General features: G+C 42.7%; 24 protein-coding genes. 11 read left to right on the forward strand and 13 right to left on the reverse strand.

The window, feature by feature from the left end; all coding sequences use genetic code 11:
* Positions 1 to 7: 7 nt before the first annotated feature.
* Complete coding sequence (locus EZ437_RS11625) at positions 8 to 724, reverse strand: hypothetical protein (RefSeq protein WP_131596163.1); 717 nt, start codon at positions 722 to 724, stop codon at positions 8 to 10.
* A gap of 197 nt (positions 725 to 921) precedes the next feature.
* On the opposite strand from EZ437_RS11625, the gene EZ437_RS11630 reads away from it, so the two are divergent.
* Complete coding sequence (locus EZ437_RS11630) at positions 922 to 1,539, forward strand: class I SAM-dependent methyltransferase (RefSeq protein ID WP_131596165.1); 618 nt, start codon at positions 922 to 924, stop codon at positions 1,537 to 1,539.
* A 161-nt stretch (positions 1,540 to 1,700) separates the two neighbouring features.
* Here EZ437_RS11630 and EZ437_RS11635 read toward each other — a convergent pair whose 3' ends face one another.
* Complete coding sequence (locus tag EZ437_RS11635) at positions 1,701 to 2,165, reverse strand: toxin-antitoxin system YwqK family antitoxin (protein ID WP_205942688.1); 465 nt, start codon at positions 2,163 to 2,165, stop codon at positions 1,701 to 1,703.
* 85 nt (positions 2,166 to 2,250) lie between these two features.
* Here EZ437_RS11635 and EZ437_RS11640 point away from each other — a divergent pair, with 85 nt between their 5' ends.
* The 4 genes from EZ437_RS11640 (at position 2,251) to EZ437_RS11660 (ending at position 4,563) form a co-directional block, all read left to right on the forward strand.
* Complete coding sequence (locus EZ437_RS11640; protein ID WP_131596170.1) at positions 2,251 to 2,769, forward strand: hypothetical protein; 519 nt, start codon at positions 2,251 to 2,253, stop codon at positions 2,767 to 2,769.
* A gap of 79 nt (positions 2,770 to 2,848) precedes the next feature.
* Entirely contained in the window at positions 2,849 to 3,226 is a 378-nt protein-coding gene (locus EZ437_RS11650) for a hypothetical protein (protein ID WP_131596172.1), read from the forward strand.
* A 25-nt stretch (positions 3,227 to 3,251) separates the two neighbouring features.
* Complete coding sequence (locus EZ437_RS11655) at positions 3,252 to 4,025, forward strand: hypothetical protein (protein ID WP_131596174.1); 774 nt, start codon at positions 3,252 to 3,254, stop codon at positions 4,023 to 4,025.
* The gene (locus EZ437_RS11660; RefSeq protein WP_131596176.1) at positions 4,018 to 4,563 is read left to right on the forward strand and encodes a hypothetical protein; all 546 of its coding nucleotides are present in this window, start codon (positions 4,018 to 4,020) and stop codon (positions 4,561 to 4,563) included. The genes EZ437_RS11655 and EZ437_RS11660 overlap by 8 nt, the downstream gene beginning before the upstream one ends.
* Here the strand turns inward: EZ437_RS11660 and EZ437_RS11665 are convergent.
* The 3 genes from EZ437_RS11665 to EZ437_RS11675 are packed head-to-tail and all read right to left on the reverse strand — an operon-like array spanning position 4,560 to position 5,936.
* Complete coding sequence (locus tag EZ437_RS11665; RefSeq protein WP_131596178.1) at positions 4,560 to 4,856, reverse strand: hypothetical protein; 297 nt, start codon at positions 4,854 to 4,856, stop codon at positions 4,560 to 4,562. The genes EZ437_RS11660 and EZ437_RS11665 overlap by 4 nt on opposite strands.
* Positions 4,857 to 4,887: 31 nt before the next feature.
* Positions 4,888 to 5,526, reverse strand: coding sequence for a hypothetical protein (locus EZ437_RS11670; RefSeq protein ID WP_131596180.1), 639 nt, complete (start codon positions 5,524 to 5,526; stop codon positions 4,888 to 4,890).
* Entirely contained in the window at positions 5,523 to 5,936 is a 414-nt protein-coding gene (locus tag EZ437_RS11675) for a hypothetical protein (RefSeq protein ID WP_131596181.1), read from the reverse strand. The genes EZ437_RS11670 and EZ437_RS11675 overlap by 4 nt, the downstream gene beginning before the upstream one ends.
* A 5-nt stretch (positions 5,937 to 5,941) precedes the next feature.
* On the opposite strand from EZ437_RS11675, the gene EZ437_RS11680 reads away from it, so the two are divergent.
* A complete protein-coding gene (locus EZ437_RS11680; protein WP_131596183.1) occupies positions 5,942 to 6,367 on the forward strand; it encodes a nuclear transport factor 2 family protein in 426 nt (141 codons plus the stop codon).
* A gap of 24 nt (positions 6,368 to 6,391) precedes the next feature.
* On the opposite strand, the gene EZ437_RS11685 is transcribed toward EZ437_RS11680, so the two are convergent.
* Positions 6,392 to 7,126, reverse strand: coding sequence for a PAS domain-containing protein (locus tag EZ437_RS11685; RefSeq protein WP_131596185.1), 735 nt, complete (start codon positions 7,124 to 7,126; stop codon positions 6,392 to 6,394).
* A 282-nt stretch (positions 7,127 to 7,408) separates the two neighbouring features.
* On the opposite strand from EZ437_RS11685, the gene EZ437_RS11690 reads away from it, so the two are divergent.
* Positions 7,409 to 7,804, forward strand: coding sequence for a hypothetical protein (locus EZ437_RS11690; RefSeq protein ID WP_131596187.1), 396 nt, complete (start codon positions 7,409 to 7,411; stop codon positions 7,802 to 7,804).
* A gap of 480 nt (positions 7,805 to 8,284) precedes the next feature.
* On the opposite strand, the gene EZ437_RS11695 is transcribed toward EZ437_RS11690, so the two are convergent.
* From EZ437_RS11695 to EZ437_RS11705, 3 genes are all read right to left on the reverse strand, one after another.
* Entirely contained in the window at positions 8,285 to 10,663 is a 2,379-nt protein-coding gene (locus tag EZ437_RS11695) for a TonB-dependent receptor (RefSeq protein ID WP_131596189.1), read from the reverse strand.
* Positions 10,660 to 14,538 (reverse strand): hybrid sensor histidine kinase/response regulator, encoded by a 3,879-nt coding sequence (locus EZ437_RS11700; protein WP_165500395.1) that lies wholly within the window; start codon positions 14,536 to 14,538, stop codon positions 10,660 to 10,662. The genes EZ437_RS11695 and EZ437_RS11700 overlap by 4 nt, the downstream gene beginning before the upstream one ends.
* Positions 14,539 to 14,658: 120 nt before the next feature.
* Positions 14,659 to 15,009, reverse strand: coding sequence for a hypothetical protein (locus EZ437_RS11705; protein ID WP_131596193.1), 351 nt, complete (start codon positions 15,007 to 15,009; stop codon positions 14,659 to 14,661).
* Between the two features lie 138 nt (positions 15,010 to 15,147).
* Here EZ437_RS11705 and EZ437_RS11710 point away from each other — a divergent pair, with 138 nt between their 5' ends.
* The 4 genes from EZ437_RS11710 to EZ437_RS21590 are packed head-to-tail and all read left to right on the forward strand — an operon-like array spanning position 15,148 to position 16,274.
* Positions 15,148 to 15,513 (forward strand): hypothetical protein, encoded by a 366-nt coding sequence (locus tag EZ437_RS11710; protein WP_131596195.1) that lies wholly within the window; start codon positions 15,148 to 15,150, stop codon positions 15,511 to 15,513.
* Positions 15,514 to 15,556: 43 nt separating this feature from the next.
* Positions 15,557 to 15,754, forward strand: coding sequence for a DUF2188 domain-containing protein (locus tag EZ437_RS11715; protein ID WP_131596197.1), 198 nt, complete (start codon positions 15,557 to 15,559; stop codon positions 15,752 to 15,754).
* Between the two features lie 22 nt (positions 15,755 to 15,776).
* A complete protein-coding gene (locus EZ437_RS11720; RefSeq protein WP_131596199.1) occupies positions 15,777 to 16,109 on the forward strand; it encodes a hypothetical protein in 333 nt (110 codons plus the stop codon).
* 15 nt (positions 16,110 to 16,124) lie between these two features.
* Complete coding sequence (locus tag EZ437_RS21590) at positions 16,125 to 16,274, forward strand: hypothetical protein (protein ID WP_165500396.1); 150 nt, start codon at positions 16,125 to 16,127, stop codon at positions 16,272 to 16,274.
* On the opposite strand, the gene EZ437_RS11725 is transcribed toward EZ437_RS21590, so the two are convergent.
* From EZ437_RS11725 to EZ437_RS11740, 4 genes are all read right to left on the reverse strand, one after another.
* Positions 16,263 to 17,150: an alpha/beta fold hydrolase gene (locus EZ437_RS11725; RefSeq protein ID WP_131596201.1), complete on the reverse strand. Its 888-nt coding sequence runs from the start codon at positions 17,148 to 17,150 to the stop codon at positions 16,263 to 16,265. The two genes, EZ437_RS21590 and EZ437_RS11725, sit on opposite strands and share 12 nt — an antisense overlap.
* Before the next feature lie 4 nt (positions 17,151 to 17,154).
* Positions 17,155 to 17,652 (reverse strand): SRPBCC family protein, encoded by a 498-nt coding sequence (locus tag EZ437_RS11730; protein WP_131596203.1) that lies wholly within the window; start codon positions 17,650 to 17,652, stop codon positions 17,155 to 17,157.
* A 2-nt stretch (positions 17,653 to 17,654) separates the two neighbouring features.
* Positions 17,655 to 17,972 carry an ArsR/SmtB family transcription factor gene (locus EZ437_RS11735; protein WP_131596205.1) on the reverse strand — a complete coding sequence of 106 codons (318 nt, stop codon included), beginning with the start codon at positions 17,970 to 17,972 and terminating at the stop codon, positions 17,655 to 17,657.
* Positions 17,973 to 18,236: 264 nt separating this feature from the next.
* Complete coding sequence (locus EZ437_RS11740; RefSeq protein WP_131596207.1) at positions 18,237 to 19,268, reverse strand: hypothetical protein; 1,032 nt, start codon at positions 19,266 to 19,268, stop codon at positions 18,237 to 18,239.
* Positions 19,269 to 19,307: the final 39 nt, after the last annotated feature.

The following is a 19,307-nucleotide window of genomic DNA, read 5'->3' on the forward strand; positions in this document are numbered from 1 at the left end:
TATGTTTTTAGTTCCTGGTCATAAAGAATTTGAAGTAGATGAGTAGGGCTGCATACAAAACGACCGCGATCGCCATTAAAATCCCCATTGTCAAACCCATGATTTTCCAGAATCCGATCGGGCGGGGTTTCTCACCTGGTTTGTCTGGAAAAAATTTGAACTTGATGGCTACACCGGCGATCATGCAGAGGATGATTACCCCTAACCAGCGATGACGGTAAGCCCAGTCTTCCAGGTGCAGCCATCGGGCGCTGGCTTTTTCCTGTGAGGCGATGCCGGTGGAGGTCACGTAGTGGTTGCCTAAAAAGGAAGCCCCTGCATTGATTTGGAGTTTAGATTTGTCCTGAAGATAGAAGTAACTATAAGGCCGGGCTTCCAGGGCGATTTTGCTGCCATTGAATTCCAGCGTTACTTTGGTATGGTCAAAGCCCAGCTTGCGGCGGATGACTTTCTCGATGCTGATCACTTTGGCTTCAGTAGTGACAGGAGTTTTGATCAGTGCGCTGACAAGGATGTCTCCGTTAAGGAGGATGTAGTGTCCGGCGAACATGCTGCCGATAGAGAACATGACCCAGTATCCAATGGAGTGGTACCATTTGCCGCCTGCTGAGTAGGCCAGCCGAAGGGCCGCGTACCCGCTTGGAGGAAGGAATATGATCATCAGCCAGATCCATGCCCAGCCTGGAGTCTGGTCGGTAGACATTTCCAGGAACAACCTGGACAAAATGTAGATGAACAGCCATAAGCTGAGAAAACTGAAGAGTATGGGGTATTCCAGTTTTCGGAGACGGTCTTTAGCGGTCATTCAGGTTGTGTGCTTTGATTGATTGGATTGTAAACTGAGTAATAATAACGATCCGAAGGTCAAATTGTTCGGCAATTTAGTTTATCACAATTAACCTTCTGTTATCTTTGCCTTCGATGAAAAAACAGGAGCTTCTGGATACATTTGGAAACATTGATATTTATTTGTTCGATCAGATATTGAAAGGTACTTATGATGAATGTAATATGATTCTGGATGCCGGTTGCGGAACGGGCAGAAACCTGCTGTACCTGTTGAACAGCGGCGCCCGGGTTTTTGGCGTTGATCAAAACCCGGAAGCTATTGCCCAGTTGAGAAATCTTGCCAGTGCATTTCCCCTGGTTGATGCGCAAGAAAATTTTCAGGTAGCTTCTGTCGAAGAGCTGCCTTTTGTGAAGGAAACTTTTGATCTGGTCATCAGCAGCGCAGTATTGCATTTTGCAGAAAACCTGGCTCATTTTGAAGAAATGCTGAATTCCATGTGGGAGGTGCTCAAGCCCGGAGGCTATTTTTTTTGCCGCCTGGCTTCAGAAATCGGGATCGAATCCTTGGTCCGTTTTATTGGAAACGGGAGGTATCTGCTACCTGATGGTTCGGAGCGCTTCCTTTTCAATCAGGAAATGCTGCTCCGATTTACTAAAAAACTGGGCGGAGAACTTCATGAACCCATTAAGACTACCAATGTTCAGAACCTGAGAAGTATGACCACCTGGTGCGTGCGCAAAGCGAGGTAACCTTGGATTCCAGGTAGGCTGGCTGCAGTGCGAGATATGAGAGTATGTCGGTGATTAGAACGCAAGTTTAAGTTGTAGTGGGACCTTTGTTAAATTTCCTTTGTTATCTATTGTAGCAGCCAAACTCGGCCAAATGTTAGGGGAGAATATTGATAGATTATTTAATGTTGTACTTCTTTGATCAATTTTCCATTGTTATCAAAATACTGCCATTTCCCCAATTTTTTCTCTTCGGACTGGTATAGATCGTAGTTGTTGTATTTCTCAATCGATTTTACCTTCCCATTGGGATAGTATTCCTTTTTAAGGATAAAGGCTTTGCCTGGAAGGTGATTATGATAATAGATTGAATGGTGAAGTGTTCCATTTGGGTTGTAGTAGTACCAAGTGCCAAGGTAATAGTCGGTTGATATTTCCTTGTTTGCGTAATGGCCGTGATAGCCTTTTAGCCTGACTTTTCCATTAGGGTGATATTCGACAACCAATCGCTTCCTTGCGGTGTCTGTTTGGTAATCGATAATGACATCAACCTTTGAAATTGCTGAGGCGTTGGACACATTTACGAATGTCATGGAAAGGCCAACAAGAAAGTTCAGTATCGTTAATTTCAGCCAGTTGTTTTCCATACCATAATAACGCACTGCCCTGCTTTCTATTTTAGCTATAAAACAAAAAACCGGTTTCGTCCGTTTTATTCTCAATCATTCAAATATGAAATTAAATAAAGTTCTAAAGGCAATGCTTTTTGCCATGGCAATTTTTTGGCAACTTGGATGCCTGGCACAGAAGAAAATGGATTTAGCAAAGGTCAAGTTCAACGAAGATATTAGCACCGTGATCAAAGATATTCCTAAGCTCCATGAAGGAAAATTAAGTGACAGGCAGGATATGGTATCTTATGGTTTCGACAATGAAGGTAAGTTCCTATTTGCCGGAGTGATTCCGGGACATATCGAATTACTATCCTGGAAAGGTAAATTGGTGGGTATTGCTTTCAAGATCAAGTCTTTCGCTGACCAGCAAAAAGTAGAAGCATACTTTAAGGACATTTATAAAAACGCATCTTTGCAGACCTCGAAGTTCATGAACGTATATACGTTTAAGGACGATGGCGTTGCTGCGGAACTAAGGGTGCTCATTGAAGAAAAGTACAAAGAAGGTGCCAATGGTTATCTTGATATTAAAAGGGCGGACTTCTCGAAACAGTTTGAGGCGATCATAAAGCGGTAGAATTTTTATGCCCTAATTGTTGCGCCTTTAAAATACCTTAATTCGAAATAAAGATTAATTTGGCCATCTAATTAACCCAATGAAATACCTGATGATAATGTTGCTAAGTTTCCTGATCGCTTCTGCGGTCAGCATTGCAGGTGTATTTATTTTGCAGTCGACAAGTCTAATTGGCACGGCAGATACGGATATGAAGAACCTACCCTACGGTATTGCCATAGGCTTCAATCTTTTCCTGGCGTTAGGGACTTTTCCTGTATTTCTGAATCTGAAGGCACGGGTTAGCGACAATTTTTTCTTAAGCGCCTTGAGCTTTTTTGCAGTTCCGCTTGTCATAATGTGTTATTTCGCTTTCTCGCTGGAAGAGGAAGCATGGACTGGGGTGCTGTTCTGTATCCCTTATTTTATTATTTTATCAGTATTGTTTGTGCGTTTTCGCAATCAAAATGATGGTTAAAAGAGTTGGTATAAATAAAAATGCTATGTTACGGGTCAAAAATCTATTTATACTCATGGGCTTTCTCAGTTTTTTATGCAGTTGCGCCAGGCAAAAGCAGGGCCGGCCTCAGGCGATCGGGCTTGGGCTGTTAACCGTTAATACCCAATATCCTATCCCTTTGTATAAAAATGAGGCGGATGATTTGCCTTTTGATACCCTGAAATTTGAGATTGGTAAATCAGGTAAGACTTTGTTTCTTTCAGGTATTGAGCTACAGCCCTATTTGATAAGCGAAGGGGATTCAGATGAAGAGGGAGAAGAACATCTAAAAATGGGTTTGGTTCGGTTTGGACCGGAGTTGAAATTTGCGGTAGTGGATACCGGTGAAAAATTTTTCCGGGTGATCGGCAACCAGGCTAATATGAATGAATTTGTAATAAAGAAGGCTCCTGGGGCGGTTTATTATTCCGAGGAAAGAATGCTGTATGATAATAGCTGTATCAATTGCCCGGGTTCGAAATATAATCCGCGATGGTATGTGTTCGAAACCTGGGAACGGTATTTGAAAAGAGTGGAGTTTATTACTAAAGATAGTCTGGTCATTTATGAGGTTCCCGATGGAAAGGTGCTGTTTGAGCTTAAGGATCAGACCTTTCTTCCATTTGCGGTAACTGATGTTAAAGGGGATTGGATTAAAGTGAAAAAGGGATTTGGCAGGGAATCTAATTTCGACACTGGAAAGTACTACGATGGATGGATCAAGTGGCGAGAGGGCACCCATCTGCTGATTGATATTACCGAAAGGACTTATGAGTAAATTTGCCATAGAAGTGTATAAACGCAGCACAGAGGCCTTCGGCTTTGCCTTAATCAATTTTGCCTTTTTATTGCTTTCTGGCTGTGTTACGGATGCCAATCATCGGCAGATAGATACAGGTGTGACTAAGGTCAATTCCAGCCCGCGCCAGGTTTCATCTGAGCAGGATACACTGAAAAAGCAGAGGTATGTGCCACCTGAAATCAGTGAGGAGGCTATTCAAAAAGCGGTGATTTACAGGCGTGACAGTATTTTCCATGTGTTCAATAACATTCGGGCAGACTACCGGATTATCGGTTATGCGTTACCAGATACCAATTCCAGGAAGATGGTGTTGTTCTCTGTATTTACATCCGATGTAGAAGGCAATCTTTTTCAATGTCCTTATGGGTCATATTATGATTCTGCGCAACGAGATGAGCTCGTTATCAAATATACCGGTGAGCGGGGCTCTTTTATTGTAGCTAACATTAGCGGGGAAAATAGGCAACCTGCAACAGTTTATTTCCAGAAGAAATGGGTGGAGTTCGATGATTAAAACATTCTCGGAGTAATGAACCATGCTGCGATCAGGGCGACCAAACCTGTGATGAGCAATCTTAGGTGCAGCTTCTTGTCTGCCGCAGTCTTGCTGATTGAATAACTGATCAGCATCCAGATCAGCCATATAATGATGAGTGCAAAAAGAAGTGAGCCGTAAACCAGGCCTGATAAATCATATCCGCCACCGCCAACTCCGCCACTCGTGCCGCCGTCATGTAGAATTAGGCTAAGGATGACGAATGGAACGATCAAGAAAGAGAGTTTTAAAATGAATTTAGTGCTGTTCATCGTTTTAGGCTTGATTTAAATGTTGATTGGGTTAATGATTCAGGTTTCTCCATTGCTCCAGGCTGAGTTCTGTATTTTCTGCCGCGACCAAAACTGTTATTTTGTATATGGGATAGGTGTATACACGGAACATACATAAACGGGAAAAATTATCTTCTCCATGTGTTCCGGTTTCAACAAGGTAGTAATTTTTTCCGTCGGCAGGTCTTTCAGCAATGACCACCTGGTCTGCTCCGCTCTGTACTTCCGGTAGATCCCTGATATCCTGTAAAATTTTTTCTTCTGTAATGGGTGCTACGAAGGGTTTTCCTTTGATGGGTCTAAAATGTGACATGCGGTTTGCTGCAAATTTACTGTCGTTATCACCTGCTTGAACGAGCGTATCTTTGAACCATTTGACTTCAAACAGTCTGTTTTTGAATTTTTCATTGATCATGCTGTCAGTGACCAGGGTGACGGTATCTTTTGAGGAGTTGAGGAATATGCAGGACCAGTAATCAAAGTTGCCTTCAAAGTGGATGAATTGCAAGGTGTCGGTATGGATTTGAGGCTTAGGGTTCGGGCTGACGGGAATGGCCTGGCTACCCGTTGGAGTTTGCTGCTTAGCTTTATCGCCATTACATGCAGCAAGGAGTAGGGCAGAGGCTATGAATAGGTTGAATCTGGTCATTGGCTTTTGGAAATTACTCTGGTAAACACTCGTTTGTCCCATTCTAGTGTTTTTCCTGAATCAATTGACTTGGTCAGGTAGATGAGTGTATTGTTTTTGTATAGGATTTCACTGTAAGGTGCGCGGTGCTGGGTGTCTTCCGGCATGATGAGCTTCCCGTTTTTGATAGAGCCTTGATAGATATCTCCGCTTTCTCGTTTTTGAAATTTGCTTGTCCAGTCTGTAATCGTTGCATAACCATACTGAAAGGATATTTCCAGCTGCCTGGTTGTTTGCTTGTCGGTCCACAGGCCAGAGTACAGTTTTTCTACCTGCTTTTGTGTTTGCTTTTGATTGGACTGTGCCTGGCTGGTCCCTGTTGTGGTCAAGACAACAATAATCCAGATCAGAGATTTAATTCGGTTGATCATTTTGCATGGGTAAAGAACCTGATGTTCCTGTCGATTCTATAACAATGAGCATGGTCACAAAGTTTTTTGGTGTGTCTTGCAGTTCGGTGCTGTTCTTTAGTTCTTCAGCTTTTTTTGGGTACTATTTGATCCGGAATATGATTGGTTCGGCAGTTTTCTCTAGATTTGTTGTAAATGAAGCTGCTTTGTCAACAGATGATACAACGTTAAAAACAGTACAGGCTTTTCTTGGAGCTATGGGAGCGCGAAATCTCGATGCGATTGTGGCACTGTTTGCGGAGCAGGTGGATTGGTATATTCCTGGTAACGATAAACTTGCCCCTTGGCTGGGAAAGCGTACGGGTAAAAAAGCTGTGCGCGATTTTTTTGCTTTGCTCGCAATGACAGCTAACGCTAGGGCAAACGCGGAAGTAAAGTACCTGTTCTGGTAGTTCACCAGTGAATTTTAGTTAGATTTATTCCGTCGGTTGTTGTCGGGCCTCTAAAATTTTGTTAAGATCACGAATCATCGCGTCAAGCTTTTTAGCTGATGAAGCTATGTTTTCTAAGATGGGTATTATCTCTTCAGCCGGACAGGGATCTCGGTCAGTTGCTAATGGCAGTAATCCCAGGATGTTTGCAACCGGGGAACGTAAATTATGAGAGACGATGTGCGTGAATTCTTCCAGTTCCCGGTTACGGTGTTGAAGGTCGATTAATGTTCGTTCCTGTTGAAGCAGTGCGTTTTTAATTTGGGTGATATCGCGGTTAATTCCCAGCAGGCCAATGACGACATTGGCTTGATCGCGGATTGGGATTTTGGTTGTTAAGTTCCACTTAACCTCATTGGTTTGCTTATCTATATAGTGTTCCTCATGATTGATTAGCGCCTCAGCCGTTTGCATAATCTTGCTTTCATTAGCCAGAAACCGTTCGGCAGCCTCGGTGGGATAGAAATCAAAATCCGTTTTCCCGATAACCTCTTCCGGACTTGCACACCCTGCGTTTTTAGCGACCGGCGTATTACATAATAAAAATTTGCCGAGCCTGTCTTTTAAATAGATTTGGTCAGGCAAATGTTCAATAACAAGCCGGAACAATTCGTGTTTATCTGCAGAATTATCTTTGCTAAGAATTTTATCTGCGAATTTGCTACCGGCGGCATTATAGTCAGGCAGATTACCGTCTTTTAAATTATCGTTTTTTGTCATAGGAACAATCTATATCTGGTGAGATATTTGGGTTGTATAAAACCGAAAAGCGTATTAAGATACCTGTTAATTCGGTTACTGCAAAATATACCGTTGAGTAAAAAAAAAAATAATAGTAGTGCTCCCCGACAGGTAGGCTCACCAAAGTAATGTAATGATAGCGAGTATTAATTTTCTTGACCACAGTTTGCTGAAAATGTGATTGTTATCATCCTATAGCCGGGAATTAATCGTGAGATTTGAGAATTAATATATTCAACTATGCAGCTTATTTATAAAATTATGAAAGTATTTATCAATAAGCCGTCCAAATCGTTGCAGTATTTGGCAATCACTAAACGTTGGGTGACAGATCTGGATTCGCACCGGATTAATGTAGGTTATCTCGAACGTTTGCATGATGACTTCGTGAAGTCAACTGCGCCACGTTATAGCGCTGAGCTCGCCGAAATCAAAAGAGATCTCTTTATGATTAGCGAACAAGCAGGTAAAACTGAGACCCTCCTTTTTATGCACATTAACCTGCTAGAACTGATGATCAACGATTCAATCCCTGAGGACACTGTGAGCTTAAACGCGAAACATAACAGGCTGGACTATTGGATGAGGGACCTTGCCGTGGTTGTCTATAAGACAAAGAAACATCTGTTAGGTCTAATTGAAGTGGTGGTCTTCTGAAAGTATTCTGGAAACCCAGGTAGAATTGCCGCTGATGAGTAGGTCGAGCATGTGGTGCAGGATTATAACACCGTTGGACTTTCCCTAAAAGTGCATCTGGTGAGAAGCAGAATGAGCGAAGCCGATTAGCAAGCGGCCCAACCGAATTATTTTTGCTGAATAAATGCGATTCCTTAAATTAGTAACCTATCAGAACCAATGGCAATACGCGTAGCAATCATGCGCAAGATCTTTCCCGGAAGACAGAAAATTTAGAGAATCTCTGCGGAATTTTTTGGAGCAATCATTATGATGTCTATAAGGCTGTGCATAAGACAAAAGAACACCTATTTGATATAATTGAAGAGGTGGTCCAGAAAGAGGACTAGTAACCGCAAAACTAAGTCTCTATTGACTAGTAAAATTGCGTTATAATAAGTTTTTCATTTTTCGTCTCTCACAGCGTTGTAATCATTTGGCCTGTTTTATTAGGTCTCTGGATTACTTCCCGAATTTATAGTTTAGTGTTATAACCATTTGTCTTGGCGGTTTCACGTCGAAGAGATTGAACTGCCAGGGGTTTAGGTAACTGATTTGGTTGGTAATATTCATCAGGTTGAGCTGCACTCCAATCTGCCTTTGCTGATAACCAACAGCGGCATCCCAGGTGTACGCATTTGGCATTAACAGGTTTGGGTCGTTGTCAATTCCAGGGTAAGAATTTCCTTGATAAAAAACGCCGGTACTGGCACTGAATCCTTTCAGGAATGCCGGGTGCTCATAATTTATCCAGTAATTGAAGCTGAATTTTGGTGCATTTGGGAGCCGATTCCCACTTGGATAACCAGGATCGTTTACTACTCTGGTGGAAATTATCGCTAAGCCTCCGTTAGTGGTGAGAAAAGGGAAAAGTCTTCCGTCCATCTCAAATTCGATTCCCTGACTTCTATGATGGCCCTGGTAATATACATTGTATTCATCGAAATTTGGGTTCTCAGGGTCAAGGTAAACATACCCATATGGTTTCTTTTTGTTAATTAAGAACACGGCCATAGTCATGCCAAAACGGTTTTCCATGAAACTGGTTTTGACTCCAAGCTCAAGCTGGTCGCTTGTTGTAGCTGGTGGACTCGAATATTCGAGATAGTTTTTAGCAAATATATCCGGTGAATTGACTTCAAAGCCTTTAGAGAAAGAACTGTATATAGAATAGTTGTCCGCAGGTTTAAAGATCAAACCAAAGCGCGGGATAACCATAAACTTGTCAGTTACATCATCTGCGAGCCCTTCATATTCGGTGCCGCCTACTTCTTTTGGCAGGTATCGGTTTCCTTGAGATGTTGAACCCAGCCTGAGTCCTCCGTAAACAAATACCCGGCCGCCGGGGAGACTTACCTGGTCGTGAAGGTGGATGCCTTTTCGTTTTATAATCATCTGGTAAGGAAGTAATGGAGATTCAGCGGGTTCAAGGCTGGTTGAGCGGCTTCCAGGGGGTGAGAATATATTGGCCATATCTAAAGAGTCCAATTCTCCGCCATTGGTATGGCGAGAGCTGCTACTTTGATACTCTAGACCCAGAGAAACATTATGCCTCGCCTTCCCAGTGAAGAACATTCCCGAAATTTCGGCAGAAAAACTCCTGTTTGCGGAATTCCTGTAAAAGCCGTAACCGCGCCTGACAAAGTCGCCTTCGGTGTTCGGCTGATCAAACCAGATGCCAAACGGGCGATTGGTTGTCTTGCCGTTAAAGGCCATCGCTTTAATTCTCCACAATGGGGTTAGCTCATAAGTCAGAGTGGCGAAATAGTGATTATTGTTATAAAGGTATTGACGTCGAGGCTCACCGAGGTAGAGTGACGGTGGCAAAGTCCTTAAGCCTTTGGCGGTGCCGTCCGGAGATACAAGCCCAGCATCATCAGTTGCTTTTGAATTGTTGAATACTGCTTCCAAATTTAGGGTAAGCTTACTTGATATATCCCAGGCGATAGCTGGTGCAGCAAAGGCAATGGTAGATGATACATGGTCCCTGAAGCTATCCTTTTTTTCTAAAGACGTATTGAGCCGGTATCGCAGCGACCGGTCTCTTAAAATCGGACCTGTGATGTCCAGCGATGGGCGAAGCAGCTTCCATGAACCTGTCTTTAAATTTAGGTTCGCTGAAAAGTCAGCGAGTGGCTTCTTTGTCACAAAATTCATCACCCCTCCTGGTGCTGCATCGCCAATAAGTATTGAGGCTGGTCCTTTCAGGAATTCGACCTGCTCGATATTGTCTGCGTAGTGATTTCCCCAGTTCATCACCATCATGCCGTTCCAGCGGTAATTCTGGGTCTCGTTCAGATCAAAACCCCGGGCGTTGAAAAATTGGGTGGAACCTGCGCCACTGTAATTACCTGTAAAGGTTAGACCGGCAACATTTCTTGTAAGGGTAGTCAGATCAAAAGCGGCTTGCTGACGGATCATTCGCTGGCCCATTACTGAAATCGCCTGTGGGACATCGAGAACCTGCACGCGTGTAGGGGTTACAGTAGTAGTTTGCATCTTAACCGTAGATATTACCACTTCTTCCATTTGTGATGGGCTGGCTACTAAGCGGATTCCGATTTGGGTAGAGGTATTTGCTGACACCTCTACCATTACTTCGTTTTGTTTGAAGCCTACATAACTGAAGGCTAGCCGATAATTGCCTTCAGGCATTTTAAGGGTGAAATTTCCCCGCTCATCGGTCAACGTTGCAATCCGTGTCTCACCGCAATGAATGCTTACCCCTGACATGGGAAGTGAGTTTGAGTCGGTAACTTTCCCGACGATGGTACCATGTGGCTGGGCTGATGCGATCTGATGAATCACTATAAAAAAGGCTAAAATAGACAAGTGTCTCATAAAGATTTATGCATGGTTTTAAGTGTGTTGATGAGCACTTCAATATTAATCGGCTTAGATAAAAAGCCATTCATCCCCACTCGCAGACAGTCTTGTCTGTCTTCGGTGAGTACGTTTGCAGTCATGGCAAGGATTAGTGGCCTTTCGCCGTACCTTTCCCGTATGCGGCGTGTGGTTTCCAAGCCGTCCAGATTCGGCATCTGGATGTCCATCAGAATCAGGTTGTATGATTTTCTCTCCATCATATCTAATGCTTTCAGGCCATCCTCGGCAAGATCAGGCGTATACCCAAGTTTTTGCAAGACCTTGAAAATCAATTTTTGGTTCATGATGTTGTCTTCAGCGACCAATAGATCATAGGGAAACTCCGCGGCGACACCAGCTGCCAGGTCGGATTTTAAGTCTTTTTTAGAATTTTCTGATTCAGTTTTCAATGCTGATTCTTGTTTAATTCCGCTTTTGCATAGGATGTTAAAAGAGAAAGTGCTGCCCTTGCCCAGGACACTTTCCACTGATATTGACCCACCCAGCAAGGTGATCAGTCGCTCGCAAATGACAAGGCCCAGACCAGAGCCGCCATATTTTCTTGCGATGGAGGAGTCAATTTGATTAAAGGCAGTAAAAAGCCCTGAAATTTTGTCGTATGGCATCCCAATACCAGTATCTTTTATGTCGAAATACAGTCGCCAGGTATCATCTTGATTTTTTGTTCCTTTTACCGTGGCTGAAACCTGTCCAGCGCTGGTAAATTTAATAGCGTTCCCCACTAAATTTGTCAGTACCTGCTTTAAACGGTAACTGTCGGCCCAAATTTCTAGTGGAACCAAATTGTCCAGCTCTAGCTTCAGCTCAACATCGGTATTGGTTTTTGGTACGACCAAATCGAAAACCTCATCAATACATCTGCGTAAATTGAAATGATGGGGATCCAGCTCCATGTGGCCGGATTCAATTTTGGTAAAGTCCAGAATGTCATTAATCACGTTCAAAAGCGAGTCCCCGCTATTCAAAATCGCTTCGGTATATTCTGTTTGCTCGGCCGTCATTTTCGTTTGTTTCAACAGCGTTGCCATTCCCAGTACTCCGTTCATCGGTGTGCGAATCTCGTGGCTCATTGTTGCCAGGAAAGTACTTTTGGCTAGGTTTGCCAGGTCCGCCTCGCGACGGGCCTTCTGTTCTTCGGCCTTTTGCTGTTCCAAGGCTAAATTAAGCCGCTCCAGATCTTCTGCCTTAGACCATAGGTCATCTGATTGTGATTGCAATTCTTCTGATTGAACCTGGAGTTCCTCTGACTGAGTTTGTAATTCATAATTCAGCCGATGAAGTTCTGCCGCCTGTGTGCTCAATTCAGCAGTCCGATGCTCTACGAGCGACTGCAACTGTATTTTTTGCCGGCTCAGCAGCCGTATGCGGTATTTATAGACGGCGATCATTATCGCGATTATACTTAAAGCGACCAGGATCCTGAACCACCAGGTCCTCCAGTATGGTGGTTTGACGACAATCACCAGTTCCGCTGGTGTATCAGTCCAGACACCATCATTGTTGGAGCCTTTCACATGAAAGACATAGGTGCCAGGTTGCAGTCCTGTATAGGTTGCTTCCCGGATATCAACGGCATAACGCCACTCTTTATCGAAACCCTCTAGCTTGTATGCGTACCGGTTCATCGCCGGCATAGTATAGTCCAATGCGGCAAAGCGAACGGTGAATACAGATTCGCGGAAGCTAAGAGTTATTGTCTTGGTAGTAGAAATCGATTGTTTAAGTGGCGATCCAGGAACGTTAACAGCCATTGGTTTATTGAACAAGTCCAGGCCGGTTAGTAGGATTTTGGGTTTGTTTGTGTTGAAGGCCAGCTGATCTGGGTTAACCAGGTTGAAGCCGTTGATGCTGCCAAATGCTATTTCACCGGACTTCAGACTTACACCCGAGTTAAAATTAAATTCAAGGGTTTTAAGGCCGTTGTAAATATTGAAATTTCTGAACAGTTTTTCTTTCGGGTCCAGGCGCACAATGCCTTGGTTGGTGCCGAGCCAGATGTTGCCCTGCCTATCTTTTGAAATATAATTTATCGTGTTGTTGACCAGACCATTTTTCTCGTTGTAAGAAGTTATGTTTCTAGTCTTTGCATTATAATAAGCAAGGCCTGCTTCCATCGTGCCGATCCACATATTTCCATCCTTGTCGGGATAAAATGCACTGATTACATTTTTTTTAAGTGCGCTGTTACCAGAGTTTAAATGAGTAAAAGTTTTTGTCTGTGGATTAAGGACGGATACCCCGTTGTAATAACCACCGACCCATATGTTTCCCTTACTATCCTCAGCGAGGGCTTGAACGGCATTGTCAGCAACCGTGTTCGGGTCTCCGGGTTTGTGAAAGAAACTCGTTATTCGTCCACTATTGGGATCGAGGAGATTCAGTCCGTTATCTGTCCCAATCCATATGTTGCCTTTATGATCTTCAAAAAGAACGTAAATGGCATCGCTTGACAGAGCAGCTAGATTGTCTCCTTTACGGTAATGCCGGAAATTACCGCTTGCAGGGTCGAAACAGTCCAACCCGCTATTGAAAGTGCCCACCCATACTTTTCCGCTGTACTTGCTCACCAGGACTGCAGTTGTGTAATTGCTGGCAAGGCTATTTTTATCAGTTTTTCTATAACCGAAATGTTGGTATGAATTGTTCTTCCGGCTGAGGTAGCTCAGGCCTTCGTCAGTTGCCAGGTAGATATTTCCCTTTCGATCTTCAGACATGCCACGGATTATATTTTTTGCACTTGGATTACTTTTCAATGAAGAATTAAAAGATGGAAATATGGGCAAATTTTCATCGTGTTTAAGAATGCCCTGACTGGTTGTGCCTATCCATAGGATACCAGAATCGTCGGCAAGGAGAGAATAGATCCCATCGTTCGGCATTAGATTATCTTCCGGTGTTCGGTCGCTTACTGAGACCAGTTTTTCCGATGTCGCATCAAACAGTTGTAAGGTCGTGTTGGTGCCGAGCCAGAAATTGTCCGGTCCTTTTTTAGCGATGCAGAACACCGGGTTGACACTCACTTCTGAGAATTCGTCAGGGGTAACAGGGAAGTGACGAAAGGTTCTGGTGTTTCTTTCTAGAACTTTCAAGCCCTTGTTTGTTCCCATCCAGACCCGGTGTTTACTATCCTCTGCGATCACGTTTATAGCGTTATCTGCATACTTATCTCCCTGGGGTTCAATAAAAGCATCGAAAGTTTCTGATTTGCGATCAAGCAGAAAAAGTCCGTTTGAGGTACCGACCCATAGGTTATTTTTGATGTCTTCGTAGATCGACAGGATAAAGTTATCACTTGAAGTATTCTTACTTTCCGGCTTAGGATAGTAGCGGAGGAATTTTCCGGTCTTTTCATCTCTTCTGTTTAAGCCATTACTGGTCCCGATCCAAATATTAGATGCCCGGTCCCTGTACACCACATTGATTTTATCGTCACTTAAGGAACCCGGATCAGAAGCCTCATGTTTAAAGCTGCTAAAATTTTCGGCGGACCTGTTAAATCTGCTGAGTCCGTCGATGCGTGTACCAACCCATAAATCGCCGTTCTTATCCTCGGCCAGGGTCGTAATAAAATTTGATGGTAAAGTATATTTATGATCAACCCGGTGTTTATAAGCAGTGATTTTGTACCCGTTATACTTATTTAAGCCATCTTGTGTTGCAAACCAAAGTAAGCCGGTCTTATCTTTAAAAATGCTGTATACAGAGTTTTGTGATAGGCCCTGACCATTATTGAACGTTGTGAGGCTTATATTTTCCTGAGCATTCAGTGTAGTTGTGAAAAACTGCACAAAGAGGATACTTGCCACCAGAAATTTCCTAAAGCAGTTCATAATCATACGGTTATAGATACAAAAAGCAGGTTTGAATTTATCTCTGCATAAACATACAATAAACTAACCGTTCTCTTCTATAAGGACCGCTATCTAAAATAAATCTAAATTATACCGCAATCATCCGGCAGATGATGATGCATAGCTGTCGATGATCTTGTCCATTTCTTCCAGCATTCCTTTTCGTTGAAGGATTTCGCGGATGACTGTTTCCATATTCACTCCTTTATCTAGCTGATCAAAGTACTGTCGAAGTTGTTCCCTGTGATCGTATTCTTTTACGGTTAGTGCGAAGTGCCCTTTGGAAGTGATGTACTGGGCAAAATCGTAATCCGTATAGTCATCCTTGCGGATTGACCAGTTTTGAAATGCCGCTTCCAGGCTTCCCATTTCCTCGTCATCAACCCAGAGACTGATCTCATAGGGATTGCCTAATAAATTAAACTGGATCGTTTGGAGAACTATGCTCATCTATAAATTTTTAGAAAGATAGCTAATGCGCGAAAAATGTCAAAGCCTGTCGTGAATCCCCCGCTAAAATGTCGTTTTATGGGATGCAAGTGTCTTGCTTTGGTTAGTAAATTTGTTTACAGCATTTAATCAATGGATATGGAAAATAGGTTGGCGATTGCAAGGTTATTCTCAGGAGGAAAATTTGGTCAGGTTGCAGATAGGTTAGCTGACGAGGTTGAATTTCATATTTATGAAGACCACAAGCATTTGATAGGTAAGGCTCAAGTACTGGAGTTTTGCAACGGGATAGCCGAATATTTTGCCTCGGTCGAAACGGATTTCAAAGAAAGAGGGAGTGTGGCCAGTGAAAGTAAAGTAGTGATTTATGGTTACGGAGCGTTTAAAAGGAATGGCGAGCTGGTGAATGCAGTTCATTCCTGTGATGTATATGAGTTTGATGGGGAGGACATGATCATACAAATTCACTCTTATTGTAATTCAGGCAACAGTAACGATAAATAAACAATCCGTTCAAAATGCTGTTTGGTTTTAAAAAGGAGGAATTATGCCATGGCCTAAAGGAGAATATCCACCATCTTATAAAAACCAGCCCAGGTACCTGCGTGAAAAAGCGGTTGAAATTGCCAACGAAGTGTTAAAGGAAAGCGATGATGAGGGAATCGCCATTGCCACCGGATTGAAAAAGGCAAGGGAGTATTTTCAAGATCATCCTGAAGAAAAGAAAAAAGCTGCCGGGAAATAAAGGGTTTTTTCCAAATTTAGGTATGAGGGAACTGGAACCGCCATTTGAACTGGATCTGGAGGGGAGGAAAATTGTAATTGCTGAGCACGAGATTGGTGCTAACAGGGTATTTCATGTGGATTTTAAAGGCTGGAAGAAGCTATTGGTCATTACCGTAGGCGTTGGCCTGCGAGATCAGAAGTTCTGGACGTCTATTCCACAGGGTAGGCAAGCTGAAACGGAACAAATTGGGAAGTTAATTGCGGAGTACATCCGTGCTAAAAAGAAATTATATGTGCTATTACAGCGGACAAAGGGTAACAAGGGCAGAATTTATCCAGTTGAAGCAATTGGAAAAAGCGGTGAGGGATTATGATTTTTAGATAAGGGGGTGCACAATGGCTTTAACTATGCCCTGATTGCGATCATCGTGCCGACCGATGACCGGCGGGATTTTGAGATTCAGCAAGCAGAATGGGGTTTTATCCCTGGTACCATCAACCTAGAGGCTGAAGATGAACGCTCATTTTTATTTGTTTAAAAAGCTTTTTAAAAGAGGAAGTACCTTGGCGTACTCAATGTTCCCAGATTTTAATGTAGTAATTTCTCCAAGGTACTCACCATGTAGCCCTGGAACGATCAATAATTTGGAACCGTCAATTTTCCTGTGCAGTTCTAACGCATGTTCAGGTTTGATTACATCCTTATCGCCTATGATAATGAGCGTCGGTATCTTAATGGATTGAATCTGTTGATCAGGAATGTCCTTAAACTTTACCATCCTCTTTGCGTCTCGATCATGCATAGTTTTAAGACCAACCGAATCAGGATTGACAGACATATATGCGTCTTTTAATTCTTGAGGCATACTAGACACATTAGCCTGAGACATAAAATCCCAAAATTGCTCCGGAACTCCGTTTCTTTTGTACAGGGCAGAACCCAGTATCATTTTGTCTATGATGTTAGGATGACGCAGTGCAAGTTGTATTGTTGTAGTTGCTCCGTTACTAAATCCCAGAACGTCAGCTTTTTCTATTTTAAGATTATTCAAGAGTAATGCAACGTCGTCAGCATCCTGTTCAAAAGAAGATTCTTTTTCGCGATCCTCTGTTCGGCCGTGTGCTTGCAACTCCATGACAATCACCTTTCTGTTTCTTGCAAGCATCGGTAACATCTTACCGAAATTCGATTGGATTGTTGAGCCACCCCCGTGAATTAGAACGAGTGGCTTGCCATTCCCGTAAACCTCATAGTACATCTCAAGACCATTCACTTTGGAGTAGCCCTTAGTTACAGGTAGATTTGACTTTTTCGTTTCCATTTCTGATTTATGTTGATTTTTCATTTCCCCGTTGTTATTACAAGATAAACTTATAGTTCCTGCAAGGACAGCGTAAATAATGGCTCGTTTCATTTCTTTATCTATTAGAGTTGAAATCCGCAGTTAGCAGAAAGTGTAATTTATTCAGCATTTTGATCCAGCTTTGATATGCACCAGTTTTTTTAGCCTCTTCTTCACAAACCGTCTGATGAATGGTTACTTTGGTTTGTGTGCCAATTGGCTCAAAAGACACAGTTGTGATCTGCTCCTCGGGCCATTCCTGCGTTTTCCCAGCTGCAACTGAACTTACTGAATTGCCATCTTTGTCGGACATAACCATTGTAAAGACTAGTTTTAGATTCGGAACTATCTCAAGATAGCTGCCCTTAACCCAGCATTCTCCGTGCACAGGATCATGAATACAAGAGTGGAAATGGCCACCCGGGATAATTTCAATGGACTTAAATTCAATAGTACAGCCATCGGGCGCGTACCAGTGCCTTAGTAATTCTGGATCAGTCCAGGCTTTGAATACTATTTCCGTGGAGGCGTCAAATAGATGACTGATTAGGAGCTCTTTTTTATCAGTTTTCATGTTTATTTTTTTATTTGATGAAGGAATTTATCTAATTTTTCAAATCGCTGATTCCATAATTTTCTGGAAGCTGCTACCCAATCGACCACTTCGTCTAATTTTGCGAGTTCTGCTTCACAAATTTGTTCCCGCCCTTGTTGCCTAACTGTGATCACTCCGCACTCACTAAGTATTTTAATATGCTTGGCAATTGCTTGTTTGCTTATCCCAAAATCCTCACCAACTTGAGTTATGTTTAAAGGGCCATTAGCCAATTTATTAATTATCATTCGCCTCGTTGGATCGGCAATAGCCTGGAAAACGTCTCTTCTTTCGATCATAATACAACCATATGGTTGACAAATATAAAAACAACCGAATGGTTGTCCAAATTTTTATTTGAATAATTTTTAATGAGATGTGGGACTTCGAAATTTCATCGCGGATAAATTATATAAAACCCATTGACTATCGGGTCATCATCGGTTCGTATTCGTTCATATCGGCTCATGCAAAAGATGGAAAGAAATGAAAAGCCAGCAAAATTGTTGGCTTTTCAAGATAAATGGTGTTCACCGAACTCCGTTTCATCGTAGCTTTACCACTTACTCTTTTGTCAAGATCATCTGATAGCGCTTTCCCTCCATTTCTCCATCAAGGTTTAGTTGTGTGTCTCTGTATTTTAGTCCTCCTTTAAAATGTCCTGCGCTGGTATCAGGGTACCGCCATTTCATATCGATCTTATCATGGTCATCTATTTTGAAATAACCTATGCGTATTCTTCGATGGTCGTTCCAACTGAAAGCGACTTCGTCGCCCAGATCAAAATATACATGGGTCAGTATGCTGTCAGTAGAAGTTTTCGCTTGATAGCCAATGCCATTTATTTTCAAATTTTCTACACGGTACTTGCCTGTAAGCTTAGGGTGTTTGTCTGGATGTTCATAGGTTTTAATACACAATGTCGGAACTAGGATAAACAAGACGGGCAAAAGCCATTTTCCCGGACTATTGTTATGTTTCGTTCGGATAACTAATTGAGATAAAAGATGCGATCCATGTGCACAAATAAAATAACTTACTGCGATCAGCAAAACGATCCCCTGGGCTAACACACCTGCAGGCATCGCATAAAAAACATCCATTAAAGTTATGAATACCAGCATGGGTAAAGCAACAAGGTTACCTATTAACCGGGTACTGTTAAACAATATCAATACGGCGGCGGCTATCTGTAATAAAGCGATTACCGCAGTAAAGCCATATGAGAAATGGAAAAAACCCCAAACCAGATCATAGCCCGAAAATGAAGAGAACGGTTCGTCTAATTTTCCCAGCGGTATGATCATCTGTAGTTTCTGTAATTTTTGAATACCGAACATAGCAAGGTCCAAAGCAAGGAAAAATGCGGTTACCTCTCTGATCCACATTTTGTGTGCGGAGGTTAGGCCTCTCCGTTCGCGGGAGTGCCAGGTTAAAACGATGGCAACCGCTATAAGCAGGGGCAGGTAAGCCACCAGATAAATAAGGTCAATCGGGATAATGGCGCTGAGGTATTTAGAACCTACTCGCCGAAACACCATGCTAATCACAAATGCGGACAGCATGCTCAACAATAGTTTTTGATAAAGTTTCATGTATGTTTTTTTTTCTGCAAAGTAAAGCCTAGCGAATAA

Origin of the sequence: Pedobacter psychroterrae (assembly GCF_004331695.1) — a bacterium.
Taxonomy (GTDB): domain Bacteria; phylum Bacteroidota; class Bacteroidia; order Sphingobacteriales; family Sphingobacteriaceae; genus Pedobacter; species Pedobacter psychroterrae.